This is a genomic window from Thermoproteus uzoniensis 768-20 (assembly GCF_000193375.1).
In the GTDB taxonomy this organism is placed as follows: domain Archaea; phylum Thermoproteota; class Thermoprotei; order Thermoproteales; family Thermoproteaceae; genus Thermoproteus; species Thermoproteus uzoniensis_A.
The window spans coordinates 944,169-969,265 of sequence record NC_015315.1 but is presented as its reverse complement, the minus strand read 5'-3'; the positions used below and the strand labels follow the sequence as shown (position 1 = coordinate 969,265).

The following is a 25,097-nucleotide window of genomic DNA, read 5'->3' as shown; positions in this document are numbered from 1 at the left end:
TACGGCCCTACGAGTAAACTTTTTTAGGCCGGGCAGGGAGCGGCGAGTGTCCGTCATAGATCAGAGGGATAAACACCGGTTTGGGGAGGACTCGACCCAGATAGTGCTGGACAACGCGAGGCGCAAGGCGGCCTCTCTCGGGCTCGAGCTCGTGGTCGACGACGACAGGCTCAGGATAGGCGGATTCGAGGTAGAGGCGCGGGGCGGCGAGCTGAGGACGCCCTTCGGCGCCTACCCGATAGTGCCGGAGGAGTGGGACCTCTTGAGGGGGCTTCTGCTGAACTTCTTCGCCTCTAACGGGAGGCCGCCGGATCGCCGGGAGTTCGCCGAGATGTACTTCGCCGCGACCGGCCGCGAGGCGACATGAGGCCTCTCCCCATCGCGTTTCTGCTCCTCCTGGCGGCAGTCGCCGAGGCCGCCTTCTGGGGCGGGCAGATAGCCTCGGGCCTCCCCCCGTTCTACAGCTCCTCCATAGCCGCATACGGAGGGCAGGCCTACGTCTTCTACACCGCGTTGGGGAGCAACGGCACGGCGATTGCGGGGATCGCGCTCCTGGGGCCCTCCTACGGCCAGATCCTAGGCCCTCCGCAGAGCCCCTCGTCGTCGCCCTACCTCTTCGCCGCCCGCGGCGGTCTGGCGATGCTCTGGACCTACTCGCCGTCGCCCGGCGCCGCCCTCCTCTACATGTCCACGCTGGGCCCCGCGGGGTGGGGCAGGCCGACCGCGTTGACGAAGAGCGGCGCCGTCTTGTCCTACGCCAGCGACGGCGAGCTGATATACGCGGTGTGGGAGCCCTACTACGACCCCACATACTCCACGGCGAGGCTCCTCGTCATTGCTCCCAACGGCACCTTGCTGAGGTCGGCCGCCCTTCCCGGCCTCGTGGCGCTCAACGGGGCGTGGCGGGGCGAGGCGGTCGGCGTCTTCTCCAACGGCACATACGCCGTCTTGGCGGCCAACGGCACAGTCGAGAGGCTCGAGGCGGCGTATGCTGGCGCCTCCGACGTAGGCCTCTACGTCTTCTCCAACGGCGTGTTGAGGTACGGCGGCAGATCGCTCCCAGCGCCTTGGGCCTCCGCCGCCGCCCCGGCGTCTGGGTGCGGAGGCGCGGCCGCCTTGGCCTGGAGCTCCTCGGGCCGTCTCGCCGTCTATCTGATAAGGGGCGAGGCCGTCCAGCTGAGGAACTTGGAGGTGCCCGGCCTGGCCGTCGCCCGCGGGGTCTGCGCCGGGGGCTACCTCTACGTCGAGGCCGAGTCGGTGGAGGGCCACGCCAAGTCCATATGGGCGTTCGTCGTGCCGATATCGCCCGTGAAGCCCGCCGTCGGCGTCAAGGCCCTCAACGGGACGGCCTCCGTGTTTTGGGACGTGCCGTACCCCCAGGAGTACAACATAACGGCCGTATATCTGGCCGTCTACCTCGACGGCAAGCCGCTGGAGGTTATGGAGGTGGCGCCCAGCGGCGCGCTCAACTACACCCTCCGGAGACCCGGCAACTACACCTTCGCCGTAACTGCGGCCGGCCCCCTCGGCAACGCCACAGCTGCGGCGTATCTGCTATACAACGCGACGGCCGCGCAAACGGCGACCAGCGCGCCCACGACGACGGCGACGTCAACGCAGTCCACGACCTCACCAGTCCCCACGCCGACATTCACCACGACGGCCCGCCACGCGTCGGCCGGAACCGGCCACGGCCTCCTCTACGCGACCGTAGCGATCGCGGCCGCCTCTGCCGCCGTCGCGTTCGCCGTAATGCGTAGGGGGAGGAGGCGGCCTAGCCGCGGACGCCGTTAGGCAAGTCCGATACGCTTATTACCCCGCAGCGCGGCGTCGATGTGGGCGACTGTGCCTGTATAGCGATGCTGATACCCTGCGACGAGGCGCTCGTCGGATCGGCCTTGAAGGCAGGCGCCTGCTCGGCGAGGTGCGAGGGAGGAGCCCTCGTCCTAGTCTGGCCTAAGGGGAAGGAGATGCCGTGTTCCGTCAAGTGCGCGATTTGGCAGACAGGCGGCAGGTTGGAGCTGGTGGAGAGGTGTCCTACGTGATCTTTACGCCGACACAAACGCCTTCACGGCTCCGCGACCCTCGCCATCTAGATGGCCGCCCCGCGCCGGCTCTGCGGTAGAGTTCCGCGGCGCCTCCTTGGCCATTACGTCGAAGCTCCCGGCCCCGCAGTTGGGGCTTTGTCGTGGCGCTCACCGCCGCAGTATCGTCGGTTCTCTCAACGCAGAAAGGCCGGCCCGGGCCCGTGTCCCCGAGACGCTAGAGGGCAGAAATTAGGTGGGTTCAACGCCGCCTATATAGGCTAGTTGCCGGCCGTGTGGGCGCCCACCACCCTCTTCACATCTTCTACATATTGGCGGACTTTTTCTAGCTCTACTTTGAGCTCCTCGATATCTACTATGCCTTCGTAAAAAGTCTCTCCGTGCAAGATTTTATATCTAGCCATGTATCTGTCTCTTAAGCCTAGGTCCTTAACCACGGGGTATCTCTTCTCTAACTCTCTCAACAACACCCTCCTCTCGTAGTGGCTCATCGGCATCTTCCCCGCGAGCGCCAATATCAACGCATTTGTGGCCTGCACAACCGCGTTCCACGCCTTCTCGGCGGCGTCTCTTATCAAGATCCTGTCCCCTTTACCCACCGCCTCGCTGAACTCCCCCTCTGCGGCTCGGGCGAACGCCTCGGCGTCTTCAATTAGTTCCTTGACCGCGGCTCCCGACTGCACGCAAATCCCCCGCTTCAGGTATATAACCTTAAGCGCCCTCATCACCTCGCTCTCCAGATCCATAAGGGCTACGCTCCGCGCGGCTTTTTACGGTGGACCTCACCTCGAGGTCCCTAGGTGCGGAACGTGCGGCCGCACGCCGCTCCTCGCCCCGGCGAGGTCGCCGAAGAGCAGAGGCTCGAGAAACCCCTCGCCGAACTCTCCCTCCAGCCCGCGGCAAGTCTCCCCAGACCTGCGACTATCTGGTCCAGCCCCACGCGGGGGCTGGCGGCGATGTAAGTACGCCTCAGCGTCGCTACTACAAACATATAGTCGAGTCTATCTATAGAGATCTACTGGGAGTACATCTGGTTTAAAAACGCCGGAGGAGGCCCGGCCATGAAGCCGTACATACTTCTGGGAATTGCCCTTGCGGCGGCCGTCGCGCTCGTCGCCGTCTTCTCCCCGCCGACTCAGACGGCCACCGTGCCGTCCATCGCGCCGACCCCCCACGTAGTCTACGTCAACTTGACCGAGGTCGCATCTGTATTCAGCTCCGCATATGTGTTCGGCCAGACGCCCTTGGCGACCCCCTTCGTGTCGGTTACCCAGGCCCAAGCCACGTCGGCGGCTGGCGTGTATTCGCAAACCAACGTCCAGGTGGAGGGCATAGACGAGGGCGACTTCGTCAAGACCGACGGGCGCTGGATATACATATGCACGGGTGGCGCCCTCTACCTCGTCTCGCCCGATCTCAAGATCGCGGGGAGCTACGCCGTCGGGGGCCCGTGCCAGCTCTTGGTCTACGGCGGCAACGTGCTCGCCATATGGCAGGAAGGGGGATATACCCACATCTCCCTGCTCTCTGCGGGGCTTAGGCAGATCTCGAGCTTCAGCGTAGAGGGGACGCCTCTAGGCGCCAGGCTGGAGGGAGGCTACGCCTACGTGGTGGTCTCCGCCCCCCTCACGCCGCACTACTACGTCAACGGCTCCCTCCTCGACGTCTTGCCCATGTTCGCCGCGTCTGAGCCGGCCGGCGAGGTCGCCGTCGTGGCCGTCGACATGTCGAGCGGCAGCATCAACTACTCGGCGTTCGCCGCGGGCGAGATCTACCGCATATACATGTACGGACATAAGCTCTACCTCTTCCAAGGCCCCGACAAGTTGGGCGTCTTGGCCTCGGCCGTGGAGGCCAGGAAGGGCCTCCTGCCGCCGGACGTCCGGGACGAGCTGGAGAGGTATATCGCGGAGGGCGACTACGTAGGCCTCTACAAGGCCTTGAGGTCCCTCGACGCCTCGGCCTTAGAGGCCCTTTCCGGCTTCTCGGCGCAGGCCAACACGACGGTATACGCCCTAGAGGTCGACGGCCTCTCGATACGCCTCGCCGGCGTCGGCCAAATACCCGGCGTCTTGACGGACCAATTCGCCGTGGCGCGGCTGGGCGGATACCTCGTGGCAGCCGCGACCGAGGCAGTCGCGAAGGTCTTGATGGTGCCGGTGTTCTGCCCCATGATAGTTATGCCCAACTCGGCCATATACGTCAACGGCCGCGAGTGGGGCGTCGTCGAGGGCGGGCGGCCGACGTGCCCGCCGCCGATCTTGACGGTGGAGGTCGTGCCGACGGGAGGCGCGTCGCTCTACGTCTTGGGCCCCTCGCTGGAGCCCGTCGCCAACGTCTCGGGGCTGGCTCCCGGCGAGGCTGTGCGCGCCGGGAGGCTCGTGGGCCGGGTCTACTACGTGGTGACGTACCGCGCCGTGGATCCCCTCTTCGCAGTGGATCTCTCGGACCCGACGAGGCCCCGCGTGCTCGGCTACCTGAAGGCGCCCGGCTTCACCGGCTACCTCCACCCAGTGGCCCCCGGCCTCCTTCTCGGCGTCGGCTCCAACGGCAGGGGCGGCCTCCAGATACTGCTCTACAACGTGTCGGATCCCGCCTCGCCGTATATAGCCTCGAACGTGACGGTGACTAACGCGTACAGCCCAGCCCTCGGCGACTATCACGCATTCCTCTACAGAGACGGCTTGGCCTTCCTGCCCGTGGATGGGGCAAAGCCGTTCTTGTTGGTCCTATCCGTTACGGGAGGGCGGCTGGACGTAAGGGCTGTGGTGGTCGCAGATGCGCCGATTCTCAGAGTCTTGTACATAGGAGACGTCTACTACCTTGTGGAGTTCGGGAAGATCGCCGCCTACAACTCCAGCTTCGTAAAGACGGGGGAGTTAAGCCTAAATAGCTGAGCGGGGTCGGGGACGTGAAGCTTTTTTACCTCGTCTCGGCCTTCGCCGCGCTCGCCTTGGCCGTACTGGCCCTCCACTTAGCCGGCGGCTCCCAACGCCCCGCGGCGGGGGTCGCCTTCACAGCTGTCGCGGCGCCGAAGGTGCAGGCGGAGGTCCCCAGAGAGGTCGGCGGCTCGTACGCGGTCGTGGCGGCCGTCCTCAACGGCTCTTGGGCCCAGATTTGTCCGGCCCCGAACGGGACTCTGCGCCTCTATCTGCTGAAGATAGGGAACTACACGGCGTATTTGTACGCGCCGGCGGGCGCCCTCAACGCTACGCGCGTGTTTTTGGAGATACCGGCTAAGCCAGCCGGCGCGGCGGCCCCCACGGAGCCTTCTGCGTGGGCTACTCCGTGGCCGGAAGCCGCCGGCGCTCTGGGCGCGGCGTCGGGCGCCCTCCTGGCCCTCGCGATATATACGGCCGCCTGTAGCGGCAGAGCCTGTAAGGCCAGGAGGCTCCGCGGGCTGGCCTACGCCTCCGCGTCGTCCCTAGCGGCCGCAACCGCGTCCGCGCTCGTCGCCGGCCCGTCGATGCTCGCCCTAGCGGCGCCGGGAGCTATAGGGCTCTATAGATATATCAAAGCGAGGCGGCGGATCGCGGCATGGCTAAGTACGACCTTGACGTAATTGCGAGGATATTGCTGGCTCTGCTGGACGGCCCCACGAGGAGGACCTCGCTGTACTACAGGAGCAGGCTCTCCTACCCACGCTTCGTCCAGTACCTCTCGCTCCTCGAGGAGAGGGGCCTAGTCGCCGAGCGGGACGGCCTCGTCACGCTGACCGAGAAGGGCCTCAAGGCGGCCGCCGAGCTCGACAGAATATTGGACGAATATCTGGACTTCTGAGAGCCGCATGAGGTTCCCCAACGGTGCCGGCTACTATCTGAGCTATTCGTTGGAAGAGCCATGCCAGGGTTAGCCGCTTACTACGACGCGGCGGCCGACGGCTTTGAGTACCTGCAAATATATGTGGTCATCGCCATAATCGTGCTGGTTATATCCGTCGTGAGCTTCTTCTACGCGCTGGGCACTGCGTCTTTCGTCAAGAGTGTCGTCCCTCTGGCGGCTTGGCTGGTCGCGCTCGGGGCGGCTCTAGCCGCCTCCTCGTACTACCTATGGAAGGCCTTCATTAACATATATAGGGGGCTCGGAGGCGCCCTCTACAAAGCCGCGGCGTACTTCGCCCTCGCCTCGGCGGCGCTCGGCGTGGTCCAGACATCCCTCCTGGCGGCGCGCATAGTCGCCCAGCCTACATCGCCCGTCTCCGGCCGGTGGGCGCCCCTCGGCGGCGTTATTGGCGCCTTGACGTCGGCCTTCTGGGCGGCCGTGTACTACAAGCTGGCCGGCGACTCGGGCGTCAGGTCTTTCCTCGTGGTGAGCGTAGCCTACGCCGTCAACGCCGTATCGGCGCCGTTCAGCTCCGGGCTGGCGGCTCTGGCCAGCTTCGTCGGTCTGGTAACGCTCCTGCGCGCGTCGTCGGCCGCGGAGCAGTCTATGCGCGATCTCTATATAAAATATGTCAATGAGGAATTTAGAAGACAAAGAAGTAATACTTAAGTATTATGTTTATTTCTTATAAATACTGGGACATTAGAAATACAGCCGCGGTTTCGACCGCCCCCGGCCTAAGTCTCCGCGGCCCAACCGCGGAGGCGACGCGGGGATAAACCGGCGGCCTCGGACGGGGCAACCCGCCCGGGGTCGTCGGCCAAACCGGCGCCGGCGGCCGGAGCCGCGGCTCCTCTCCGCTTCACAAGCCACAAGTGTTATCTGGTTCACACACTGCGGGGGTAAGTTTAAATCGGGTGGAGTTCCACTAGCGCATGAAGTTGCCGATCTTGATAATAAACTTCAAGGCGTACGGCGAGGCGGCAGGGCGTAGGGCGGTCGATATAGCCAAGGCCGCGGAGAGGGTGTCTAGGGAGCTCGGCGTCAACGTGGCGGTGGCCCCGAGCCATCTGGAGCTCGCCCTCGTGGCCCAGTCGGTGGGCATACCTGTCTACGCCCAGGGCGCCGACGTGGAGTCCCCGGGGGCCTACACGGCCCACGTGGCTGTGGACAACGTGAAGGAGGCGGGCGCTTCGGGCATAATATTGAACCACAGCGAGGCTCCCTTGAGGCTCAACGACTTGGCGAGGCTCGTGGCTAGGGCCAGGGCGGCGGGACTCGACGTGGTCGTCTGCGCGCCCGATCCCAAGACGAGCCTCGCCGCGGCCGCCCTGGGGCCTCACGCGGTGGCCGTCGAGCCGCCCGAGCTCATAGGGACGGGGAGGGCCGTCTCCAAATACAAGCCGGAGACCGTCGTCGAGACCGTCGAGCTGGTCAAGAGGCATTTCCCCGACGTCGCGGTGATCACGGGGGCGGGGATAGAGTCGGGGGAGGACGTCGAGGCGGCGTTGCGGCTCGGCACTAGAGGAGTTCTCCTGGCCAGCGCCGCCGTCAAGGCCAAGGATCACTACGCCAAGATACTCGAGCTGGCGAGGCCTCTGGCCGGCCGTTAGAGCCTCTCGGCCGCTCTTCTGTAGATCGGGTCGAGGAAGCGGTACTCCTCCCCCTCCTTGGCCAAAATGCCCATGGACGTCAGCTTGTTCAAGACCCTCCTTAGCGTCTCGTCGTATATATGTCTGCCCGTCCAGATCTCCACGGCCCTCTTCACCGCGCTCCACCTGGCGTGGCCCATAGAGACCGCTCTGAGGACGTGGGCATAGAGCTCGGAGGCCGACGCTATGTGTCTGAGCTCGCCCAGGGCCGTCCGGACTGCCTCCTCCAGCGACGCGTCGAGCGCGTCTCGCCGTCCCCTACACGCGGCGTATCCGTAGAGGGCCAGCCACCCCGGAATCCCGTCGAAGATCTCCACGGCCCTCTCCAGCTCCTCCTCAGGCGGGCTGATCCCCGCCTCGGCGAAGCCGGCCGCCAGATATTCCAGGGACTTCTCCCGGGAGAACCTCTCCACGCGCACCTCGTCTCTGGCCCTGCCGTATAGGGGAGCGTCGCGCTCGTCGAGCTTGAGGAAGCCGTACAGCAGTCCGGCCTCCGACCCAGTCAGCAGGAACTTGACTCTCCTCAAGTTGTCGTAGCTGTAGGCTAGAAGCTTCACGAGGTCGAGGCCTTTCAAGAGCCGGAGGTCCTGCGCCTCGTCTATCGCCACCACGAACACCGTTCCGCGGCTCTCCGCGTATTCCTCCATCCTCTCCAGAAGGGACAGAAAAGAGGTGCCCCTCTTGCGCCAGTCCAGCTCCACGCCGAAGGGCCCCACGCGTATTCCCCTAACCCTCCCCAGATACTCAGAAACGTCGGCAAATCTCCCCCTAAGCCTCGTCAACGCGTCGGAGAGCGCCCGGTAGAGGCCTTGTCTCGTGTAGCCGAGGGCGGCCAAGGACCTCGCGTCTAGATATATGTTGGGGAGCCCGCTCTCGTTGAGGAAGGTCTTTACGACAGACGTCTTGCCGACCCTCCTGACGCCGAGGCACAAGACCAGAGGCGCGCCGCCCGAGACGTGGCGCGTCAACGCCGCCAGCTCCTCCTCCCTATCGAAGAGCTCGCTCCTCCTCTCCTTGGGGACCGGGCTGAAAAGCCCCGACACACATCCATGTGTGTTGCTCACACCCATGTGTGTCGTCGATGGTATAAATAGGTACCGCGGCGGCCGGCGCGGCGTAGGGCCCCGCAGACCCGCGCGTCGTGGGCGGCCTTAGCCGAAGAGGGAGAGGAAGTCCCGGTCCGACGATATGGCGGACTGCTCCTCGGCTATCTTGGCGAGGTAGTGGTCGCCCCTTTCCCTGAGTATTGCCGCCACCGCCTCGGCCACGTCTCTGTCCACATGGGGCTTCGGGTACTGGAGCCCCAGCCTGCCGACAGTGGCCTTGGCCATTATCCACATCGAGACGTGCTCTACGCCGATCTTGGAGGGGCTTATGCCGAGCCAGTAGAGCTCTCTGACTAGGCCGTAGGCGAGGGCCTTCAGCATCTTATCCCTATTCTCGGCGAAAAGCTGGGCGTCGCGCCTCGATATCTCCTCGTAGGCCGACTTGGCGACCTCCGGAGAGCCGTAGAAACGCGCCCTAGTGAGGACCTCCACCGCCTCTCTGTCGTCCAGTATCGGCTTGAAGGACTTGTGCAACACGGCGAGCGAGAGGAGCGCCTGGTTGTATACGACCCCGGTCACGAAGTTCTGGACGGCCTCGTCCACCGGCAGATCCCGCCTCGCGGCGCCCTTCAGAAAGGCCTCCAGATCGTCCGCCGTGACGGGGTCGTAGAGGACCAGCCGCCCGTCCGCGAAGACCGCGGGGATGCCGAGGACGGCCCGCCTGAGGTCGGGCAGAGAGGCCGGCACGAACCTTACCGGCAGCCCTCTCGCCTTGGCGTCCCTATAGAGCTTCCAGCTCGACGAGCAGGTGTGGTGGACCACGACCTCGAGCGCCATGGCGTGATATAGGCCCCAATTAAGTTTTTCTCTCCTCCTCGGCCTTCCGGTGCCTCTCCTCGGCCATCTGCTGGATGAGCTCGGCCAAGTGCGGCGCCTCCTCCGAGAGCACTTGGACAGCCTCGTGGACTGTCATGTCGGGCCTCACGCCGTACGCCCTCAGGGCGAGCTCCACGTCCTTCAACACGTCCTCGACCTTGACCACCTTCAGCACATCCGCGGCGGGGCTTATCGCCGCGTAGCGCTTGTTGCCGCTCTTGAAAGTCCTCACAAGGCCCTCCCGCTCCAGGTAGAATATGTGCCACTGGGCGGCGCCGTAGCTCAAGCCAAGCGCCTTGGCGATCTTGTAGACGGGCTGGGGCCCCTCTCTGCGGAGGAGCTCTAGTATACTGGCCTTGACCTCATCCACGCAAAGAATAAATAGTGAATTTAAAGGCTTCGCGCGCTACCCGAAGCTGAGCCTTATGGGCTTCTGGTACGAGTCCACGAGCTCCGCGCGTAGCCCCCTATCGGCGAGATACCGGCCGGCCTCCTCGGGCCCCACGCCGGGCAACACCGCCACGTAGGCGAGCCGGGTGTCCACGTCGAAGGCGGCCGCGACCACGTGGGGCGGGAGGCCGCCCTCGACGAGCTCCTTGACCCTCCACGGATCGCCTCTGCCAATCGAGAAGACGTAGTGGGGCAGCACCAGCTCGTAGCCGAGGTCCATCACCCTCCTGACAGCCTCGGCGGGCTGTATGGCGGCTTCGTCTATCTCCAACACCACACGGTCGCCCTCGATATAGGCGTTATATATGCCGGGGATAGCCATCAACATCTGCACCATGCCCTCGTCGGCGTAGGACCTAGACGCCAGCCTGACCGAGATGGTCTTCATAGCCCGCAAGGCCGGCCGCGCGCCGAGCTAACGTAGGCGAGGCGTCCGCCGGCCGAGGCAGTAACGGAACCCATGGCTCCTCGCCGTATTCTACATAAAAACTTTGTTTTACTATTGGCCCGCCGCGGCGGCCGCCCTCTCGACTCTGCTCAAGAAATACGCGAGGAGGAGCGCGAGGAGGAAGTTCACAACCACGCCGCTGGCCACAAGCGCGGCGGCGGGCGGGCGGCCGAGGGCCAAGTTCAGCCCGACGATAATAACGCCGAATATGGCGCCCTTGGAGTACCAGGGAAGCCTCAGCCTATCCCAGACGGCGGCCATTATGAGGCCTATTATGACGAACCATATGACGCTTCCGACAACTGCGCCGATGTAGGCGCCGGTTATGGAGAGCTCAGCTATCTGCTGTATCTGTTGTTGCGTAAGCGCTGCGCCGCTCGACTGGGCCGCGGAGGCCACGGCCTCGTATACAGCTCTATAGATCTCCTCCCTGAGCACGTATATCTCCAGCGCAGAGACGGCGCCGCCGATCAGCCCGGTCACGGCGCCCCACTTGGCGCCCTGTCCCAGCTTCATACGTCGATATAGGCAAACGCTTAAAAGCTTTGAAGCGCCTATCGGGATGCATCCTGGCGTCGTCGTGAGGGATCTCAAGCCGGAGGACTTCTGGCAAGCGATCGACCTCTACTACGGCTACTACAAGGAGGTCGAGGAGGATCCCGAGAGGCTGGGGCGCGAGGTCGGGCTGACGCTCGAGGAGAGGCCGCCGTCGCTGGCCGACGAGTTCGCCTGGTTCTCGGAGACCCTCAAGGCTCTGGAGCGCGGCGACGCGGTCTTCAAGGTCGCGGAGGCTGGCGGGAGGCTGGTGGGGACTTGCGAGATCAGGAGGAACAGGAGGAGGGGCTTCGGCCATCTGGGAGTGCTCGGGATCGCCGTCGCGAGGGAGTGGAGGGGGAGAGGCGTGGGGCGGGCCCTCCTGGAGGCCGCCCTGGCCGACGCGTGCGGCAGACGCCTCTTCGACTTAGTCGTCTTGGAGGTCATGGCCGTGAACGAGAGGGCTGTCAAGCTCTACGAGCGGCTCGGCTTCGCGAGGTACGGCTATCTGCCGGGAGGCGCCAAGGTGAGGGGCCGCGCGTTCGACGTAGTGTACATGTATAGAGAGTGCAACCGGCCGCATGCCGCGCGCGGCATCTAGGCGACTTGTTGCTATACATATTTATATTCTAATATAGGTTTATTCAAAAAGAAAAATTTAAATATGCCCAGAATTTATACGCTATGGCCAAAAAACTGCTGATCCTAGGCGGCGGCACCGGCGGGTTGATAATATCGAAGGAGGTGCGCGAGGTGTTGGGGCCCGGCGACGTGGAGATAACCGTCGTCGATATGAAGGACAGGACCGAGTTCCGCCCGTCGTATCTCTACGTGGCCTTCGGCTACAGGAGGCCCGAACAGATCAGTGTGCCTCTGGAGTATCTAAAACGCCGCAATGTGAACTTCGTCAAGGCTAGGGTCACCAAGATAGATCCGGCCAACAGAAAGGTCTCCACTACCGCGGGCGACTTCACCTACGACGACCTCGTGGTGGCGCTCGGCGCCGAGACGGTGGACACCGGCTTCCCCCATACTTGGGAGCTGGAGCCTTCGCTGAAGGTCGCGGAGGCCTTGAGCCAAGTGAGGCAGGGCCACGTAGTCATCGGCGTCTACTCGTTGCCGTACAGGTGCCCGCCTGCGCCCATAGAGCTCGCCATGTTGACGCATTTCTACTACCTCACGAGGGGGCTTAGGGACAAGGTGAAGATAACGGTGGTCCACCCGCTGAAGCGCCCCTTCGAGAACTTCGGCCCCGTGGCGGCCAAATGGATGACCAACTTCCTGCAACAGCTGGGGATCGAGTACGTGGGCGTCGGGCAGAGCCAAGCCATCAAGAGCTTGGGCAAGAACGAGCTGGAGACCGCTACGGGGGAGAAGATAAAGTTCGACGTAGCGCTAGTGGTGCCTCCGCACAAGGCCCCCGACCCCGTGCTCAACAGCGACCTCGCCAAGAACGGCTGGGCGGCGCCGCGCTCACCGGCCAACGGCGATTTCAGGAGCGAGAAGTACGACGACGTCTACGTGGTAGGCGACGTGGTAGCCCCCAATGTGCCGGTGGGCATGGCCGGCACGATACTGCACAGCTACGCCCCGTGGGTCGTCAGCAACATAGTGGCCGACTTGGCCGGAATCTCCATGGGCAAGCCGCCGTTCAGGATAGTGGGCACGTGCGCTCTCGACGTTGGGGCATACGGCATGGCCGCCGCCTGCGACTTCACCCAGTTCGTCAAGAAGCAGAAGCCGTACCCAGACTGCATGTTCCTCCCGCCGTCGCCCGTGTCGAGGATATTCAAGGAGATGTTCGAGAAGGTGTACTTCAACTGGCTCCTCGGGGTGGTGCCATGACCGAGACCGTGACCATACCCAAGGCCGACTACGAGCGGCTTCTGGCCGAGGTGGACGCGCTTAGGAAAGAGGTGGAGGAGCTCAGCTCGCTCCTGTTGCCGATAAAGATCGTGCTGGAGAAGTTGCCCAACTTGATGGCCGATATACAGGTGTTCAAGGTCGCCGCCCCGTTGATATCCATGCTGTCCATAATGGACGCGGCCGACTTGAACGCCATGGGCGCCGCCATGCAAGGCGGAGTCGTCTGCACGAGCAAGGCGCTTAGGGAGATAGCCGAGAACGGGGCGCCTAAGGTCGGCTTCTGGGGCCTCGTGAAGGCCATGAGCGACCCCGAGGTGCAGAAGGCCATGGGCGTGATGTTGACCGTGCTGAAGGCCATGGGCAGCTGCATGGAGGAGAACCTAAAACAGGTCAGCGAGAAGTAACCCCTTTTTCCCCAATCCTCCCCACGAGGGTTGCGTAGAACGAGTCCCCCTCTTGCTCCAACAGATCGAGCAGATCGTCTATTAACCCGCCCGTCAACACCGCCGCGTCTACCAACGTCTTTAGGCCCATGGCGAAGTAGTACGCGCCGTCGCGCTCCATTACGGGGAAGAAGAAGGGGGCGAGGCCGCGCTCGCCGAAAAGCTCGGCCCCGAGCCTGCTGGTGGCGTCCTCCAGCTCCTCCAGCGGCACGCCGCCGATGGCGGCCGACCTTATGTCGTCGAGATCGACGAGCGCCAACGCCACGTCGCCGCCCTCCTTGTGGGCCGAGACGAGCACGGGCCTGGGCCTCCCGGCCGGGGAAAGGATGGCGACCACGTCGGCCTCCCCAGAGTCCTTGATATAGGCGGCCAGCTCCGACGAGTCGGGGAACTCCTCAACGCCGTATTTGAACCTGAGGGCGAGCAGTAGATCGCCGACCTTGTCGAACACGCTCATCTGCCGGTCCCTTCGGCCAGATGTCTGCAGGATCCTAGCTTCTTCAAGACGGCCACGAGATAGCCGAGGCCGCGCCTCACCTCGGGGTCTTGGAGGGCCGAGAGCAAGCCCCAGAGGCCCATCGGCTTTATATTGTCCGCGTTTGCTATGGCGTAGGTGAGGCAGTCTACCTTGGAGCTGTCAGTAGCGAGGTTGGTCCCGGCCACGAGAGCCACTTCCTGGAGCTTCGCGAGCTTCTCGACGAAGTCTCTCGTGAGGAGGCCCTCGGTGAAGAAGCGGAGGGAGGCGGCCGCGTTCAGCAGATCGTCCAAGACGCCGCTTCTCTTGAACTCGAACAAGACGTCTACGAGCTCCTTCACCACGTCTAGGCGCTCCACGATCGATATCAACGCGTCCAAGGCCTTGTCCTGTTGCAGGAGGGCCACGAGCTTCTCGAACTTCTCCTCGCTCATAGCCCGCACCTCATGACCGACCATATAGAGTAGTTCGTCATGTCCTTAAGCCGCACGAAGAAGCGGCTGGGCGGCGGCGGGCGTTTGGCCGGGTTCTCGTAGTTCCAGGAGACCTGGGTCGCCTCCTCGAACCCGGTCAGTATGAAGCAGATGACGCGGCCGTCGTAGGTCGTGTCTGAGTGGCCCAGCTGGATCTCCTCCGCTATGCGGGAGGCGACCACCTCGCTCTGGAAGTGGGCCACAGCGCCCGCCTTGGGGACCGGCAAGTTGGTGGCGTCGCCCAAGGCGTATTCGGCCCCGGTGGCGACCTGCGCCTGTATCTGCAGGGTGTTCTTGTCGACGGGTATCCAGCCCGCCTGGTCGACTATGCCCGACTCAACCACCACCTTGGCGCCGCCGTGGGGCGGCACGGCGATTATCAAGTCGGCCTTTATCTCCTCCGGGCCCGACAGCTTGCCCGGCTCCACCGCGTTTATCTTGAAGTTGACCCTGTACTCGAACCCCCACATACTCAGCGCCTCCTCCAAGAACTTGTTGACCTGCGGTTGCGCGTGCAGGTGCGGCGCGACTGTCGTGAAGACGACCTTCGTCTTCGCCCTGAGACCGGTCGCCATGAGGTAGTCGTTTAGGAGGCCGAGGAACTCGTAGGGGGCCACCGGGCATTTATAGGGCGTCGACGTGACGGACACGGCTATGGTGCCTCCGTTGAACTTCCTGAGGGCCTCCCTCAGCCTCTTGGCGCCCTCGTACGTCCAGAGAGTGTGCCAGACCTCGCCGAAGCCCGGGAACGCCTCTGTCTTGACGACGGAGCCCGTGGCTGCCACTAAGTAGTCGTACTTGAGCTCCCGGCCGGACTGCAGGACGACCTTCTTGTTCGCCATATCTATCCTCGCGGCCGGCTCCCTCTCCAAGCGGATCAAGGGGGAGACCAGTCTGTCCACCCTCCTGAACATGACGTCGGGCCCGAGCTCCTTAAACGGCACGTAGAGGAAGCCCGGCTGGTAGACCTGCTGTTCCTGCGGCTCCACCACAGTCAGCGAGACCTCCCCCCTCCTTAACTCGGCAGAGAGCTTGGAAGCCAGTTTGTTGGCTGTGAAAAGGCCGCCGACGCCGCCTCCGACGACCACTATGGACTTCATGGATCCGCCCAAGTGAGGCCAAATAAACTATATTAACGGGTCTCGTATATGAAAAATGTAAAGAAAGCTATTTCCTTATCAGCGACAAGAGATATTTCATGCGGGACATCCAGTCGTACTTGACCACAGCCCATTCGGGGGATGCCCCGTAGTCGGCGCGCCAGACGACGGGGCCGTAGAAGGGCCGCCACATCTTGGCGCCCCTCACGGCCACGTCCCGCGAGAGCCGCACCTCGTCCTCGCTGTAGAAGTAGGGTGGGGGCGGAGAGGACGGCGGTAGGCCCATGTCCTCTAGGAGGTAATAGGCGGCGTGCACGGCCTCGTAGTAGGCCGCCCAGCCGGTCTTCACCACGTGCCACGTCGCGTCGCCGACAGCGTACACGTCGTCCCAGCCCAAGGCTCGGAACCTCGAATCGACCTCGACATAGCCCTTGTGCGACTCGTCGGCCAGGCCGGCGTCTATAAGCCACGGCGGACCTACGTGCGGCGGCGTCCACACGAGCCAGTCGTAGGCCAACGCCTCGCCGTCGTCCAACACCACGTGGCCCTCCGCGACCTCGACGACCTCTCGGCCTCCGACAAAGCCTATGCCCCGCTCGTCGAGCAACTTGTAGATCGCGCCGCCCAGCGCCGATAGCTGGTCCGAGAAGTCGGCGGGCACGTACTTGACGCCGGACACGACGGTGATCTGCGCCTCGGGCCTAAGCCATTTGAGCAGAAACGCAAGCTCGTAGGGGGCGGAAGTGCACCTATAGGGGAGGCCGGGATGCGAGATCACGACGCGGCCCTTCGCCGAGGCGAGACGGCCGGCGTTGGACAGAACGTTGGGCGTATCGTATATGTTGATGAAGTTGGGCCTCCCCGATATCTTGACCAGGTTATAGGCTAGGTGCACCCCGGGGGCCAGCACGAGGTAGCGGTACTCGTACACTCCCGCCGTCGAGTAGACGAGCCTGTTCGCGGGATCCACGGCGAAGACCTCTCCGCCAGCTAAGCCCGACGGCCCTACTGCGTATTGGCCGGGCTGCGCCATGCCGAGCACTACGTCCTCTTTGGCCGGCCCAACGATATAGACGCCGCCCTTGTCGAGCACGACGGCCCTCACGCCGTTTCTGCGTAGGAGGTACGCCACGACTGAGCCGGCCACGCCGCCGCCGACCACCACCACGTCCGCCTTCTCCACGCGGGGCTTGAGGAGGCTCCAGCCGGCTATGAACCCGCCCGCGGCGGCCGCGGCCAGCGCAGACAGGAACTTGAGGAAGTCCCGCCGCCTCATCCGAGCAACGCGTGCATCTGGGGGTTGTAGAGCAACAACGGTATTTCCGCCGCGGCGAAGGCCATGACGCCTGCGAATACGGCGGCCCAAAATCTGAAGGACGTAAGGCCTCCGAGGGCCGCAGATGCGGCTATGTTGTTCTTGAACATGCTGTATAGTATCAACGGCGCCGCCGCGGCGTACGCGGTGGCCGCCACGAGCTTAGGGTATATGTCGGTCAACATGGGGGGAAGCACGCCGTATAGGTAGCACCCGGCGAAGAAGGCCGCTGGCGGCGTCGGCCACAGCGGCGTGATCCGTCTCGACGCTGAGGCGACTGCGCTTAGGGCGAACGCCTCGACGAGGCCTAGGGCGGCGGCCCCTATGGACAAGAGCGCCGGGTCTGCGTACGGCGTCAGCGACGCCGCGCCGTTCGCTACAGATAGGCCCAACGGAACGTTGAACACGGCCAGGCCCGCGACCAGCGCGTCGGCAGTCGCGCTTCTCTTATCGACCGCCGCCTTAATCGAGGCTATAAAGGCCGCGGAGGTCACCAAGGTGGCGTAGGCGAACATGGGCACGAGGAAGACCGGCTTGACCTCGGCGAGCGACTTGGGCACCTCGGCGGCGTAGTGGCCCGCCAAGAGCGCCATGTGCGCGGAGATCCCTCCCGCGACTGCGGCCGAGCGGGGGCCGAGCCTGGCGCGCGAGAGGAGGGACAGAGACAGGAGATAGGCCGACGCGAAAACGAGGGGGATTTCTATCATCTTCTGTATTGCGCCGACGCGAGCCAGTCGCCGCCCGGCACGGCGAGAACCCACACGGCCGAGTCCGCCCTTATGTACTTCGCCACCGACCACGAAGAGGCGTTTACCACCACCAGCCCGCCGGGGCCCGCCACGTAGAAGAAGCGCCCGTCCTGGCTAAAGACTCCCATGACGGCCGACTTCAGGTATCTGGGCACCAGCTCCACCCTGTCTAAAACGCCGTACGACGGAGGCTCCGACCGCACATATAAGCCGAAGCCCGACACAACCACGACGACCAAGGGCTCCGCCGGATCCTCCACAGCCATGAATGCGACTGAGGGATAAGTGACCTCCTTCACCGGGGCCAGCGCGCCCCCGGTCGCGTTTATGCTGAGCACAACCTCCCTCGGGCCCCCCTCAAACTGTAGCAGGCCGTAGCCGGGGCTCCGGAAGGGCCAGTAGGTCATCGAAGGTTCGAGGGACTCGGCCTGGCCCGGCTGTTTTAGATAGTAGGTGGCCACAGCCCTTCCCGAGGGTACTGACATGACCAAGGCCAGCTCCGGCAGGCTGGCGTTCTTGTCGGCTCTCAGCGGCATGAGCACGTACCTCCCGTCGGGCGACGGCGCGACGTCGCAGGGGTCTGCGGCCAGAGGGATAGTGTCGGCTATCTCGAGGGCGGAGAGATCTATCACTACAAGATCTCTGGGCGCGCGCTGGGCTATCAGCAGATATCTGCCGTCGGGCGTAATCCCGGCGTATTGCCTAGTGAAGCTGTTAGAGGTCTTGATCAGCTTCACCTCGCTGAGGTCGGACCTGTTCAGTATCAGGACGTAGGAGCCGTTAAGGCCTTCGAACAATAAGAATAGATATGGAGTGTCAGGCACATAATAGCGCGGAATCCAAGACTCCACCACCTTAGCCGACGATAGTAGCGAATAGGTCTCTAGATCTAATGCCCGCCTCAGATCCACGACAGCAACTATATTGTTATTTAGAGGATCTATTACATATATATAATAGTTGCCATTGTTTTTAATCAACGAGTATACGTACCCACGCGGCGCTATGGAGGGCGGCGCGGTCGATTTGCGTAGGGCCAGAGTCTGGTTCAGTTGCTCGATCTCGGACTGTAGCTGGTATATCTTGGCCCTCAGCTGGGCTATTGTCTGTCTGGACTCGGCCAGTTGCGACGACAGAGACGAGGCGGCGGAGCTCGCCTGCAGGTACAACGCAGCCAGGGCCGCCAACGCGGCGAGGAGGACCACTATTACCGCGATCTTGGCGTCCATGGCTACCCTCCGCACGCCAGCGCTATCTGGCGCGGCGCCGAGGCCGGCTGTGCGGTCAAGGCGCCGGCGCGGATCTCCAAGCCGTCGAGCGGCGCGGGGAGGTCGGCCGAGCTAATCGACAGCGACGGCACAGTTATCGCGTAGAGCCTGTGGTCCCCCGCTAGGTAAACGACAGTGCACGAGGGGTCGGCCTCCAGCTCGTTGCCGGTCACGTTGAGGAACTTGAGCTCGGAGAGCCCGGGCACGCTCAAGGCGTAGAGCCCTCTGCTGGTCGCCACGAGCAACACCCCGCGGCAGGCCCTCATGTCCCTGACAGTCCCCGCCAAGCTCGTCGAGGCCAGCCTATCCAAGGTCGTCCGGCTGTAGGAGGTCACGGACGCGCCGTTGGCGATGAAGAGGTAGTAGGCGCCCACGAACACCCTATCGCCGCCCACGTCGTATATGGCCAACGGCCGCAGAGCACCGTCCAGCTCCACGAGGCTGTTCGGCGTGAGGACGTAGAGGACGCCCTCGCCGGGTATCGCGTAGATATCGTCGGCGTCCTTGACGGCGAGGAAGCCCTCATTCGATAGGTCGGGCAACGAGAGCTTGTAGACGCCGCCGGCGGCCACCACGTATAGGCTGTTGCCCACGACCACACCCTTCTCGACCCCCTTTAGGTAGAGCTCAGTGTACTCCTCGGTCCCGTTGAACACGTAGATTGTGCCGTTTGAGAGGAAGATCGAGTAGGGCCCGTAGCTACCCGCGTAGCTGAAATGCCCCGTCAAGCCGAGACGTTGCTGGAGTATGGGAGTGCCTGCGGCCGTCAGAATGGCCATCTGGCCGGGCGAATACGCGACGAGGTAGATATCCATGGGCGGAGGTTGCGACTGCGACAAGAGGCTGTATGCGTACTGGAGAGTCTGGTATTTGGCCCAGTAGCCCAGCCCGACGCCGGCCGCGAGGCCTATGGCGATGCCCAAAGCAAGGAACAAGACGCGCCTGCCGCCTCCCTCGGGAGCGCCCAGGGGAATTTCCTCCGACATGGCCCCGGGGCTACACGTTTTTTAAAACATTATTAATACTGTTAACATTTACATGATTAATAAGACTTTTATTAACTCGGCGGACGTCCCCCATGCCTTCGATTAGGAGGACCGGGGACAACTCCTACGAGCTGGATCTCAAGGGCTACGTCTGCCCGTATCCACAGATGTACACGTCGCAGGCCTTGTCGAAGTTGCCGAAGGGCAGCACGTTGAGGGTCATAATAGACAACCCGCCGTCTATAGAGAACATAAAGTCCGTGGCCCAGAAGGCGGGCGCCAAGTCGGTGTCGGTGGACGCCAAGGGAGGCGTGTGGGAGATAACCATAGTTCTATAGTATGAAGGTAGGCGTGATAATAACGTCTGAGGATCCCGTAAAGCTCTACGAAGCCGGCACGTACATAGCTACAGAGCTGGCGAGAGGCAACGAGGTCCTTGTCTTCGCCACGGGCAGAGCGGTGCTGGCCTTGGCCGGGCGGAGCAACTGGCCCGAGTCGCCGGAGCTCAAGACGATGAGGGAGCTACACGTGACGTGGCAGGAGCTGTTCGCCGCGGCGAAGCCCATGGGGCTGAAGATCATAGCGTGCGAGACGGCGGGGAGGATCTTCGGCGTATCTGAGGACGACTACAAGGCGCTGGGGCTGGTCGACGCGGTGTCCTCCATGTACACCTTCCTCGAGGAGGTGGGGGACGGGAGGATCGTCACGTTCTGAGTATGGGGGTCCCCGACTTCTTGAAAAAGCCCTGGAAGCCCGAGATCGCCGGCGCCGTGATAGGCGTCATAGCCGTGTTGCAGATAATCGTGGTGAGGAGTCCTTGGTACATCACGGGGCCCGAAAACCAGTTCGGAGGCTGGCTGTACAACGTCTTGAGCGGAGGGCTCCTCAAGACGGGCCAGTGGGCCTACTTCAACCCCAACTCGCCCATGTTCGTCGCGCCGGCGGCGCCTCCTTGGGACCCGAGGAATAAGGAGTTCATGATAGTGTGGGGCTTCATGCTAGGCGCGATGATAGCCAAGGCGCTGGAGGGCCAGTGGCGGCTCAGATGGCCGGCGAACCGCGCCACGGTGGTCTTGTCGGTCGTCGGAGGCCTCATGTTGGGCTTCGGCGCCAGGCTGGCGTTGGGTTGCAACATAGGCAACTTCGTGGCGACTATCCAGAGCCTCGTGTTCTCCGGCTTTGTGTTCTTCTTGGGGATGGTGGTCGGCAGCTTTATAGGGACCAAGCTGATAGAGGAATATCTGATGGGCCTAATGGGCAGATCCAAGCCGATAAGGATAGAGCTGGGCAACCGCGTGGACAACCGCAAGGTCCTGGTATTCGCCTTGGCCATGACGCTCGTAACTGCTCTATACTGGTGGCTGCTGGGAGTCGTGACCGCCATAGCGTTTCTATTGCTTGGGATAGGCTACGGCTTCGCCGGCTCTAAGGGCGAGATATGCTTCACCTCGATGTTGAGGGACGGCTTCTGGTCGCGGCTGGCGCCGTACGGCGGCAACGCCAGGGCGGTGGCCATAGCGCTGTCTATAATGATAACTGGAAACCTGATACTGAAATACGGCCTGGGGTGGCAGTACAGGGAGTTTCTGTTCCCGGTAGGCGCGCACACGTTTGTCGGAGGGGCCTTGTTCGGGATCGGCATGGTGTTGGTGGCAGGCTGTAGCTTCAGTAGCGCCTACAGGAGCGGGGAGGGCAGCATACCCCACTTGATAGCCTGGTTCGGCATGGTCTCCGGCATGGTGGTCCTGTCGTACGTCTGGCCCTTCTTCTTCACGACGTCCATATACCTGAGCCCGGTCCTGCGCTTTCAAGATCTCTTCGGCGGCAATCTGGCGGCCGGCGCGGCCGCCGCCTACTCCGTGGCGTTGTTCATAGGCTTGGTGGGCAGCTGGCGCGACGGGACTCTGCGCCGCCTGGCGGCGGCCCCCACAATAAGGCTAGGCCTCCTGCGCGCCGTCAAGCTCAGGTAATGTCCCGTTGGCTTTTGCCAATCGCCCTCGCGCTGTCCCTAGTAGCCCTGGCCTCGTCGCTCTTGGGTCGGCCCGACAAGCCCGACACGTTCGTGATCCTGGGCGGCGGCCCGCCCAGCCTAGAGCTATACGTGGACGGGAAGTACGTCGGCGGCGTTGCGCTCAACGGCGCGTTGCCCAACTTCACCATGTACGACGGCTTCCTCTGGGGCGGACGGCTGGTGGTGACGACGCCGGAGGTGGGGCGGTGGATATACATATACGAATTGGGCGACTTGAGCCGCCCCTCGGCGATAATAGAGGCGCCGGGCAACGTGAGCCACTTCCTGTACTACTCCCCCGACGTAGCGCCTGTGGAGGGCGGCGTGTTGTGGCTCGCGGTCTCCGACTTCGGGGACAGGAAGGGCTATCTATGCCCGCTGGATCTCTACAACGAGGTTCTGGGGAAGTGCGTCCCCGTCGGCCTCTACCCACACGCGCCGATATACCTCAACGGCGACGTCGTGGCGCCGCTGATGCGCGAGCCGTACCTAGTGGTGATGGTCGGGGGCAGGTCACTGAGAGTGCCCGTGCTGGCCTTCTGGCCTCCCTACGTCAACTCCCACGAGGCTCTGCGGTACGTCTTTCTCTCGTTCCACATGTTGACCACCGACGGCGTATACATATACGGCGAGGGCCACCCGATAGAGCCCGGCTATAGGCTTTCGCCGGTCGACATAGACGCCATGTCTTTGCTGGTGGAGATGAACTCGCGCGGCCAAGTCCTCGCGTACTTCCCCACGTCAGCCCCTCCGCCCGGCTTGCCGGGCCTCGCCGTCTGCCGCGGGAAGCTGTTCGCCACCTCGCCGATGGAGGGCTCCGTGTACGTCCTCCAGGCGCCTGGGCTCAAGCCCATAGCCGTATTGAAGCTCGGCAAGGCCCCCTGGGGCGTGTTCGCCAACCCGGACTGTAGCGAGGTGTACGTTACGGACATATTGGGACGCTCCGTCTACGTTCTAGACGTCGACACCCTCAAGGTTGTGGCGGAGTACAAGACCCATATGGCGTACCCGCACACGGTCATCTTCGTGGACTCCGCGACGGCTAAGGCAATCGAGCGGTTTGTCAAACCCAATATAGAGTACAACTACACCGACTTATACCCGCCGGTATTGGCTTGCGGCGATATGGCCCCCTAATTGTCCAGGCCCGATAACTTATAATCCGTTCCCATATCCATGGATCTCTACGACGCCATAAAGAAACGGAGGGATGTCAGGAGCTACTACAGGAGCGATCCGATCCCGCCGCGGGTCCTGGCCAAGTTGTTGATGGCGGCCCATCTAGCCCCCTCCGTCGGCTTCTCGCAACCTTGGAACTTTATATTGGTCTACGACTTGGAGAAGAGGCGGATGATCAAGGAGCTCGTGGAGAGGGAGAGGGAACGCTTCCGCTCCCTGCTCGACGAGAGACGTAGGCAGATCTTCGACAACATAAAGGTGGAGGCCATACTGGACACCCCCGTCAACCTAGCCGTCACGTGCGACCCTACCCGCTTCGGGCCCCACGTGCTGGGCAGAACCACAATGCCGGAGCTCTGCCAGTACAGCGCAGTCCTGGCGGTGGGCAATCTGTGGCTGGCGGCCGTCGCCGAGGGCATAGGCGTCGGTTGGGTCAGCTTCTTCCACAAGGACGACGTGAAGAGGATACTGGGCATACCCCAACACGTCGACCTCGTGGCGTATCTGACTCTGGGCTACGTCACGCGCTTCCCGGAGCGCCCGGAGCTTGAGGAGAAGGGGTGGCTGTCCAGACTCCCCCTAGACGCCTTGGTCTACGTCGACGAGTTCGGCAGAAGGCCGCCGGCGGATCTGCTGGAGGAGCTCAGAGCTGTTAAGCTCTAGCCATTCGGCGTCTCCACAGAGCCGCCGCACATGGCCGCCACCAGCTTGGCCAGCTCCTCGAGGCCCATCCTCAGCGTCAGGAAGGCCAGCAGGTACGACCTCACGCCGTCGGCCACCTCCAGACATCTGCCGCAGAGCTCCCCCTCCACCTCTTTCAGCGATCTGCCGGAGAACCTACGCGGCAACACGACGGTCCCCGACTCGGATATGGCGAGGGCGCTCAGATTGCAGGTGCAGACAATATCGAGCACGCGATCCTCCACGCACTTGGCCGCGTCGGCCACGCGCACCCTTATCACAAGACTATTGCCGGCTTCCCCCTGCATGCCTCCAGGAACGAGAGCGGGCCTGCGGCCTTGAAGCCCGGAGGCACCTCCCCCGGCAGATACGTGCATATGCGCACGTCGCCGAGACGGCGCGCGGCCTCGGCCAGTGCGCGCCCTCTATATGCCAAGAAGACGTAGTCGGGCTTGAGCAACTCCAGCACTCCCAGCGCGGCCGGATCCGGCGTCAGGACCAGCGCGCAGATCACCGAGTACGCCTTATCAAGAACCTCATCCAGCCCCCGCCCAGTTCTTGGAACTCCACTAGCTCGTTCTTGGTGAACCTACACCAGGCCGGTATGTCCTCCCTGGCGCACGCGTCGTCGGTTATTACCTCGAGGTAGCCGCCCACCGGCACGTCTGATATGGCCTTCCTCAGCTCCACGGGCCCCAGGCAGTGGGCCCCGCTTATCTTGACCGTCTTGACCTCCACAGCCGGCCGGAGCCGAGGCGATTTAAGGATTATTAACGCCGGACGGGAGAAGGTCAGCCCCTGCAACACTTGGCCAGCCTGTCGGCGAGGCTCCGGGCGACGGCCTCGACGAAGCCCCGGCCTAACAGATCCACGAGGCCGCTCTGCCTCCCCCTGAAGACCCACCTCACCCTTTCGCCGGAGCGGGAGAGGTCTAGGGAGAACTCCAGCCTGCTCCCCAGCGCGTATCCCTCACCCTCGAAGCTCCAGGGCCCTCTCTCCCTCACCTTCAGATAGGCGCGCCTCAACAGAGGTATATCGGAGTCCACCTCGAATACCGTCCAGCCGCCCTCCGCCTTCACGGGCCTCCAGCCGGCGCACCTCATTATCTCCTCCAGCGATCTTGTCGGGGGCCCGTCTAAATAGCCCTCGAAGTATAGGTCCACCCTCTGCTGTCGACATATCGATATAAGTCTTACAGAGGGAGGGAAAAGAGGAGTTTAGGCGTTGCCGGCCTGCTCAAGCGCCTCCTCGAAGTCCTTGGGGTTGGCCGAGACGTAGTTCACCAAGGCCTCTATCTCGACGGGGTCCGTGAAGAGGATCTTCACGCCCTCAGACGTGAAGTAGCGGTAGCTGGTCTGGCACGCGCCGCCGGCTATGACCACGTCCACGTCGGGGAGCACGCGCTCTCTAAGCCATTTATATTTGGCCAGCCCGTGCATGGGGATATTGCCCGACGGGCTCTCGCCCTGGAAGTGGGAGTTCATGGCGGATATCCCGTGCCCGGCGTCTGCGTCGGGCACACTGCCCAGCGGGTTCCTCCGCTCCTCGATGGGGCTCAACGCGCCGTCCTTGTATTTGTAGATCTTGTAGATAGGGGCGTGCGCGAAGTGGCCGGGGAAGACGACGCCTTCAGGCGCCGCCGCGATCGCTATCTTCAGCTCCATGTAAAGAACCCGTT

General features: G+C 63.2%; 34 protein-coding genes. 16 read left to right on the top strand and 18 right to left on the bottom strand.

The genetic code is table 11. From position 1 onward, the window contains the following. Positions 1–46: 46 nt before the first annotated feature. Genes TUZN_RS05380 through TUZN_RS05370 form a run of 3 tightly spaced genes read left to right on the top strand, consistent with a single transcriptional unit; the run spans position 47 to position 2,045 of the window. The gene (locus TUZN_RS05380) at positions 47–367 is read left to right on the top strand and encodes a hypothetical protein (protein WP_013679940.1); all 321 of its coding nucleotides are present in this window, start codon (positions 47–49) and stop codon (positions 365–367) included. After that, positions 364–1,794 (top strand): hypothetical protein, encoded by a 1,431-nt coding sequence (locus TUZN_RS11230; RefSeq protein ID WP_013679939.1) that lies wholly within the window; start codon positions 364–366, stop codon positions 1,792–1,794. The genes TUZN_RS05380 and TUZN_RS11230 overlap by 4 nt, the downstream gene beginning before the upstream one ends. 41 nt (positions 1,795–1,835) lie before the next feature. Continuing rightward, on the top strand, positions 1,836–2,045 hold the full coding sequence (locus tag TUZN_RS05370) for a hypothetical protein (protein ID WP_052886110.1): 210 nt from the start codon (positions 1,836–1,838) through the stop codon (positions 2,043–2,045). A 260-nt stretch (positions 2,046–2,305) separates the two neighbouring features. Here the strand turns inward: TUZN_RS05370 and TUZN_RS05365 are convergent, their stop codons facing one another. Beyond that, positions 2,306–2,791 (bottom strand): PaREP1 family protein, encoded by a 486-nt coding sequence (locus tag TUZN_RS05365; protein WP_013679937.1) that lies wholly within the window; start codon positions 2,789–2,791, stop codon positions 2,306–2,308. A 315-nt stretch (positions 2,792–3,106) separates the two neighbouring features. On the opposite strand from TUZN_RS05365, the gene TUZN_RS05360 reads away from it, so the two are divergent. From TUZN_RS05360 to tpiA, 5 genes are all read left to right on the top strand, one after another. Continuing rightward, positions 3,107–4,942, top strand: coding sequence for a beta-propeller domain-containing protein (locus tag TUZN_RS05360; RefSeq protein WP_013679936.1), 1,836 nt, complete (start codon positions 3,107–3,109; stop codon positions 4,940–4,942). A gap of 14 nt (positions 4,943–4,956) precedes the next feature. After that, a complete protein-coding gene (locus TUZN_RS05355; protein ID WP_013679935.1) occupies positions 4,957–5,607 on the top strand; it encodes a hypothetical protein in 651 nt (216 codons plus the stop codon). Continuing rightward, positions 5,583–5,825, top strand: coding sequence for a winged helix-turn-helix domain-containing protein (locus TUZN_RS05350; RefSeq protein WP_013679934.1), 243 nt, complete (start codon positions 5,583–5,585; stop codon positions 5,823–5,825). Before TUZN_RS05355 ends, TUZN_RS05350 begins: the two co-directional genes overlap by 25 nt. Positions 5,826–5,885: 60 nt before the next feature. Then, positions 5,886–6,536 (top strand): hypothetical protein, encoded by a 651-nt coding sequence (locus TUZN_RS05345; protein ID WP_013679933.1) that lies wholly within the window; start codon positions 5,886–5,888, stop codon positions 6,534–6,536. Positions 6,537–6,802: 266 nt separating this feature from the next. Beyond that, complete coding sequence (tpiA, locus tag TUZN_RS05340; RefSeq protein ID WP_013679932.1) at positions 6,803–7,480, top strand: triose-phosphate isomerase; 678 nt, start codon at positions 6,803–6,805, stop codon at positions 7,478–7,480. Here tpiA and TUZN_RS05335 read toward each other — a convergent pair. The 5 genes from TUZN_RS05335 to TUZN_RS05315 form a co-directional block, all read right to left on the bottom strand. Then, a complete protein-coding gene (locus tag TUZN_RS05335) occupies positions 7,477–8,589 on the bottom strand; it encodes an AAA family ATPase (protein WP_148678601.1) in 1,113 nt (370 codons plus the stop codon). The genes tpiA and TUZN_RS05335 overlap by 4 nt on opposite strands. A gap of 81 nt (positions 8,590–8,670) precedes the next feature. Next, positions 8,671–9,402, bottom strand: a complete 732-nt coding sequence (locus tag TUZN_RS05330) for a thioredoxin/glutaredoxin (RefSeq protein ID WP_013679930.1) — start codon at positions 9,400–9,402, stop codon at positions 8,671–8,673. A 19-nt stretch (positions 9,403–9,421) separates the two neighbouring features. Then, positions 9,422–9,811, bottom strand: coding sequence for a winged helix-turn-helix domain-containing protein (locus TUZN_RS05325; RefSeq protein ID WP_013679929.1), 390 nt, complete (start codon positions 9,809–9,811; stop codon positions 9,422–9,424). A 36-nt stretch (positions 9,812–9,847) separates the two neighbouring features. Continuing rightward, positions 9,848–10,279, bottom strand: a complete 432-nt coding sequence (locus TUZN_RS05320; RefSeq protein ID WP_013679928.1) for a hypothetical protein — start codon at positions 10,277–10,279, stop codon at positions 9,848–9,850. 111 nt (positions 10,280–10,390) lie between these two features. Next, positions 10,391–10,855, bottom strand: a complete 465-nt coding sequence (locus TUZN_RS05315; RefSeq protein WP_013679927.1) for a hypothetical protein — start codon at positions 10,853–10,855, stop codon at positions 10,391–10,393. Between the two features lie 46 nt (positions 10,856–10,901). Between TUZN_RS05315 and TUZN_RS05310 the strand changes: the two genes are divergently transcribed. From TUZN_RS05310 to TUZN_RS05300, 3 genes are all read left to right on the top strand, one after another. Continuing rightward, on the top strand, positions 10,902–11,474 hold the full coding sequence (locus tag TUZN_RS05310) for a GNAT family N-acetyltransferase (RefSeq protein ID WP_013679926.1): 573 nt from the start codon (positions 10,902–10,904) through the stop codon (positions 11,472–11,474). Positions 11,475–11,557: 83 nt separating this feature from the next. Continuing rightward, positions 11,558–12,718: an NAD(P)/FAD-dependent oxidoreductase gene (locus tag TUZN_RS05305; protein WP_013679925.1), complete on the top strand. Its 1,161-nt coding sequence runs from the start codon at positions 11,558–11,560 to the stop codon at positions 12,716–12,718. Beyond that, on the top strand, positions 12,715–13,143 hold the full coding sequence (locus TUZN_RS05300) for a helical membrane plugin domain-containing protein (RefSeq protein WP_013679924.1): 429 nt from the start codon (positions 12,715–12,717) through the stop codon (positions 13,141–13,143). Before TUZN_RS05305 ends, TUZN_RS05300 begins: the two co-directional genes overlap by 4 nt. Here TUZN_RS05300 and TUZN_RS05295 read toward each other — a convergent pair. The 7 genes from TUZN_RS05295 to TUZN_RS05265 form a co-directional block, all read right to left on the bottom strand. Next, positions 13,130–13,639, bottom strand: a complete 510-nt coding sequence (locus tag TUZN_RS05295; RefSeq protein WP_013679923.1) for a hypothetical protein — start codon at positions 13,637–13,639, stop codon at positions 13,130–13,132. The genes TUZN_RS05300 and TUZN_RS05295 overlap by 14 nt on opposite strands. Beyond that, positions 13,636–14,091, bottom strand: coding sequence for a helical membrane plugin domain-containing protein (locus tag TUZN_RS05290; RefSeq protein WP_013679922.1), 456 nt, complete (start codon positions 14,089–14,091; stop codon positions 13,636–13,638). The genes TUZN_RS05295 and TUZN_RS05290 overlap by 4 nt, the downstream gene beginning before the upstream one ends. Continuing rightward, positions 14,088–15,230 (bottom strand): NAD(P)/FAD-dependent oxidoreductase, encoded by a 1,143-nt coding sequence (locus TUZN_RS05285; RefSeq protein ID WP_052886109.1) that lies wholly within the window; start codon positions 15,228–15,230, stop codon positions 14,088–14,090. Before TUZN_RS05285 ends, TUZN_RS05290 begins: the two co-directional genes overlap by 4 nt. Before the next feature lie 67 nt (positions 15,231–15,297). Continuing rightward, the gene (locus TUZN_RS05280) at positions 15,298–16,506 is read right to left on the bottom strand and encodes an FAD-dependent oxidoreductase (protein ID WP_013679920.1); all 1,209 of its coding nucleotides are present in this window, start codon (positions 16,504–16,506) and stop codon (positions 15,298–15,300) included. Beyond that, positions 16,503–17,252 carry a hypothetical protein gene (locus TUZN_RS05275; RefSeq protein WP_013679919.1) on the bottom strand — a complete coding sequence of 250 codons (750 nt, stop codon included), beginning with the start codon at positions 17,250–17,252 and terminating at the stop codon, positions 16,503–16,505. The genes TUZN_RS05280 and TUZN_RS05275 overlap by 4 nt, the downstream gene beginning before the upstream one ends. Continuing rightward, entirely contained in the window at positions 17,249–18,523 is a 1,275-nt protein-coding gene (locus tag TUZN_RS05270) for a YncE family protein (RefSeq protein WP_013679918.1), read from the bottom strand. Before TUZN_RS05270 ends, TUZN_RS05275 begins: the two co-directional genes overlap by 4 nt. A 2-nt stretch (positions 18,524–18,525) precedes the next feature. Further along, the gene (locus tag TUZN_RS05265; RefSeq protein WP_013679917.1) at positions 18,526–19,548 is read right to left on the bottom strand and encodes a hypothetical protein; all 1,023 of its coding nucleotides are present in this window, start codon (positions 19,546–19,548) and stop codon (positions 18,526–18,528) included. Between the two features lie 92 nt (positions 19,549–19,640). On the opposite strand from TUZN_RS05265, the gene TUZN_RS05260 reads away from it, so the two are divergent. The 5 genes from TUZN_RS05260 to bluB are packed head-to-tail and all read left to right on the top strand — an operon-like array spanning position 19,641 to position 23,401. Further along, entirely contained in the window at positions 19,641–19,886 is a 246-nt protein-coding gene (locus TUZN_RS05260) for a sulfurtransferase TusA family protein (RefSeq protein ID WP_013679916.1), read from the top strand. A 1-nt stretch (position 19,887) separates the two neighbouring features. Further along, positions 19,888–20,262, top strand: a complete 375-nt coding sequence (locus TUZN_RS05255; RefSeq protein WP_013679915.1) for a DsrE family protein — start codon at positions 19,888–19,890, stop codon at positions 20,260–20,262. A 2-nt stretch (positions 20,263–20,264) separates the two neighbouring features. Beyond that, complete coding sequence (locus TUZN_RS05250) at positions 20,265–21,518, top strand: YeeE/YedE thiosulfate transporter family protein (RefSeq protein WP_013679914.1); 1,254 nt, start codon at positions 20,265–20,267, stop codon at positions 21,516–21,518. Then, a complete protein-coding gene (locus TUZN_RS05245) occupies positions 21,518–22,696 on the top strand; it encodes a YncE family protein (RefSeq protein WP_013679913.1) in 1,179 nt (392 codons plus the stop codon). The genes TUZN_RS05250 and TUZN_RS05245 overlap by 1 nt, the downstream gene beginning before the upstream one ends. 39 nt (positions 22,697–22,735) lie before the next feature. Further along, entirely contained in the window at positions 22,736–23,401 is a 666-nt protein-coding gene (bluB, locus tag TUZN_RS05240; RefSeq protein ID WP_013679912.1) for a 5,6-dimethylbenzimidazole synthase, read from the top strand. Here bluB and TUZN_RS05235 read toward each other — a convergent pair. From TUZN_RS05235 to TUZN_RS05215, 5 genes are read right to left on the bottom strand one after another with little or no spacing between them, the layout of a single operon-like run. Beyond that, on the bottom strand, positions 23,398–23,700 hold the full coding sequence (locus tag TUZN_RS05235; RefSeq protein WP_013679911.1) for a hypothetical protein: 303 nt from the start codon (positions 23,698–23,700) through the stop codon (positions 23,398–23,400). The genes bluB and TUZN_RS05235 overlap by 4 nt on opposite strands. Further along, on the bottom strand, positions 23,697–23,933 hold the full coding sequence (locus TUZN_RS05230; RefSeq protein ID WP_013679910.1) for a hypothetical protein: 237 nt from the start codon (positions 23,931–23,933) through the stop codon (positions 23,697–23,699). The genes TUZN_RS05235 and TUZN_RS05230 overlap by 4 nt, the downstream gene beginning before the upstream one ends. Continuing rightward, complete coding sequence (locus TUZN_RS05225) at positions 23,930–24,157, bottom strand: sulfurtransferase TusA family protein (RefSeq protein ID WP_013679909.1); 228 nt, start codon at positions 24,155–24,157, stop codon at positions 23,930–23,932. Before TUZN_RS05225 ends, TUZN_RS05230 begins: the two co-directional genes overlap by 4 nt. Before the next feature lie 53 nt (positions 24,158–24,210). Further along, positions 24,211–24,582 (bottom strand): SRPBCC domain-containing protein, encoded by a 372-nt coding sequence (locus tag TUZN_RS05220; RefSeq protein WP_013679908.1) that lies wholly within the window; start codon positions 24,580–24,582, stop codon positions 24,211–24,213. Positions 24,583–24,636: 54 nt separating this feature from the next. Then, a complete protein-coding gene (locus TUZN_RS05215) occupies positions 24,637–25,083 on the bottom strand; it encodes a NifB/NifX family molybdenum-iron cluster-binding protein (RefSeq protein ID WP_013679907.1) in 447 nt (148 codons plus the stop codon). Positions 25,084–25,097 lie beyond the last annotated feature (14 nt).

What these genes read in the sequence shown, in the direction of transcription:
- TUZN_RS11230 (WP_013679939.1), top strand. Translation starts at nt 364, where the DNA reads ATGAGGCCTCTCCCCATCGCGTTTCTGCTCCTCCTGGCGGCAGTCGCC.
- TUZN_RS05365 (WP_013679937.1), bottom strand. Translation starts at nt 2,791, where the DNA reads ATGGATCTGGAGAGCGAGGTGATGAGGGCGCTTAAGGTTATATACCTG.
- TUZN_RS05360 (WP_013679936.1), top strand. Translation starts at nt 3,107, where the DNA reads ATGAAGCCGTACATACTTCTGGGAATTGCCCTTGCGGCGGCCGTCGCG.
- TUZN_RS05350 (WP_013679934.1), top strand. Translation starts at nt 5,583, where the DNA reads ATGGCTAAGTACGACCTTGACGTAATTGCGAGGATATTGCTGGCTCTG.
- TUZN_RS05345 (WP_013679933.1), top strand. Translation starts at nt 5,886, where the DNA reads ATGCCAGGGTTAGCCGCTTACTACGACGCGGCGGCCGACGGCTTTGAG.
- tpiA (WP_013679932.1), top strand. Translation starts at nt 6,803, where the DNA reads ATGAAGTTGCCGATCTTGATAATAAACTTCAAGGCGTACGGCGAGGCG.
- TUZN_RS05335 (WP_148678601.1), bottom strand. Translation starts at nt 8,589, where the DNA reads ATGGGTGTGAGCAACACACATGGATGTGTGTCGGGGCTTTTCAGCCCG.
- TUZN_RS05330 (WP_013679930.1), bottom strand. Translation starts at nt 9,402, where the DNA reads ATGGCGCTCGAGGTCGTGGTCCACCACACCTGCTCGTCGAGCTGGAAG.
- TUZN_RS05320 (WP_013679928.1), bottom strand. Translation starts at nt 10,279, where the DNA reads ATGAAGACCATCTCGGTCAGGCTGGCGTCTAGGTCCTACGCCGACGAG.
- TUZN_RS05315 (WP_013679927.1), bottom strand. Translation starts at nt 10,855, where the DNA reads ATGAAGCTGGGACAGGGCGCCAAGTGGGGCGCCGTGACCGGGCTGATC.
- TUZN_RS05310 (WP_013679926.1), top strand. Translation starts at nt 10,902, where the DNA reads ATGCATCCTGGCGTCGTCGTGAGGGATCTCAAGCCGGAGGACTTCTGG.
- TUZN_RS05305 (WP_013679925.1), top strand. Translation starts at nt 11,558, where the DNA reads ATGGCCAAAAAACTGCTGATCCTAGGCGGCGGCACCGGCGGGTTGATA.
- TUZN_RS05300 (WP_013679924.1), top strand. Translation starts at nt 12,715, where the DNA reads ATGACCGAGACCGTGACCATACCCAAGGCCGACTACGAGCGGCTTCTG.
- TUZN_RS05295 (WP_013679923.1), bottom strand. Translation starts at nt 13,639, where the DNA reads ATGAGCGTGTTCGACAAGGTCGGCGATCTACTGCTCGCCCTCAGGTTC.
- TUZN_RS05290 (WP_013679922.1), bottom strand. Translation starts at nt 14,091, where the DNA reads ATGAGCGAGGAGAAGTTCGAGAAGCTCGTGGCCCTCCTGCAACAGGAC.
- TUZN_RS05285 (WP_052886109.1), bottom strand. Translation starts at nt 15,230, where the DNA reads ATGAAGTCCATAGTGGTCGTCGGAGGCGGCGTCGGCGGCCTTTTCACA.
- TUZN_RS05280 (WP_013679920.1), bottom strand. Translation starts at nt 16,506, where the DNA reads ATGAGGCGGCGGGACTTCCTCAAGTTCCTGTCTGCGCTGGCCGCGGCC.
- TUZN_RS05275 (WP_013679919.1), bottom strand. Translation starts at nt 17,252, where the DNA reads ATGATAGAAATCCCCCTCGTTTTCGCGTCGGCCTATCTCCTGTCTCTG.
- TUZN_RS05270 (WP_013679918.1), bottom strand. Translation starts at nt 18,523, where the DNA reads ATGGACGCCAAGATCGCGGTAATAGTGGTCCTCCTCGCCGCGTTGGCG.
- TUZN_RS05265 (WP_013679917.1), bottom strand. Translation starts at nt 19,548, where the DNA reads ATGTCGGAGGAAATTCCCCTGGGCGCTCCCGAGGGAGGCGGCAGGCGC.
- TUZN_RS05260 (WP_013679916.1), top strand. Translation starts at nt 19,641, where the DNA reads ATGCCTTCGATTAGGAGGACCGGGGACAACTCCTACGAGCTGGATCTC.
- TUZN_RS05255 (WP_013679915.1), top strand. Translation starts at nt 19,888, where the DNA reads ATGAAGGTAGGCGTGATAATAACGTCTGAGGATCCCGTAAAGCTCTAC.
- TUZN_RS05250 (WP_013679914.1), top strand. Translation starts at nt 20,265, where the DNA reads ATGGGGGTCCCCGACTTCTTGAAAAAGCCCTGGAAGCCCGAGATCGCC.
- TUZN_RS05245 (WP_013679913.1), top strand. Translation starts at nt 21,518, where the DNA reads ATGTCCCGTTGGCTTTTGCCAATCGCCCTCGCGCTGTCCCTAGTAGCC.
- bluB (WP_013679912.1), top strand. Translation starts at nt 22,736, where the DNA reads ATGGATCTCTACGACGCCATAAAGAAACGGAGGGATGTCAGGAGCTAC.
- TUZN_RS05215 (WP_013679907.1), bottom strand. Translation starts at nt 25,083, where the DNA reads ATGGAGCTGAAGATAGCGATCGCGGCGGCGCCTGAAGGCGTCGTCTTC.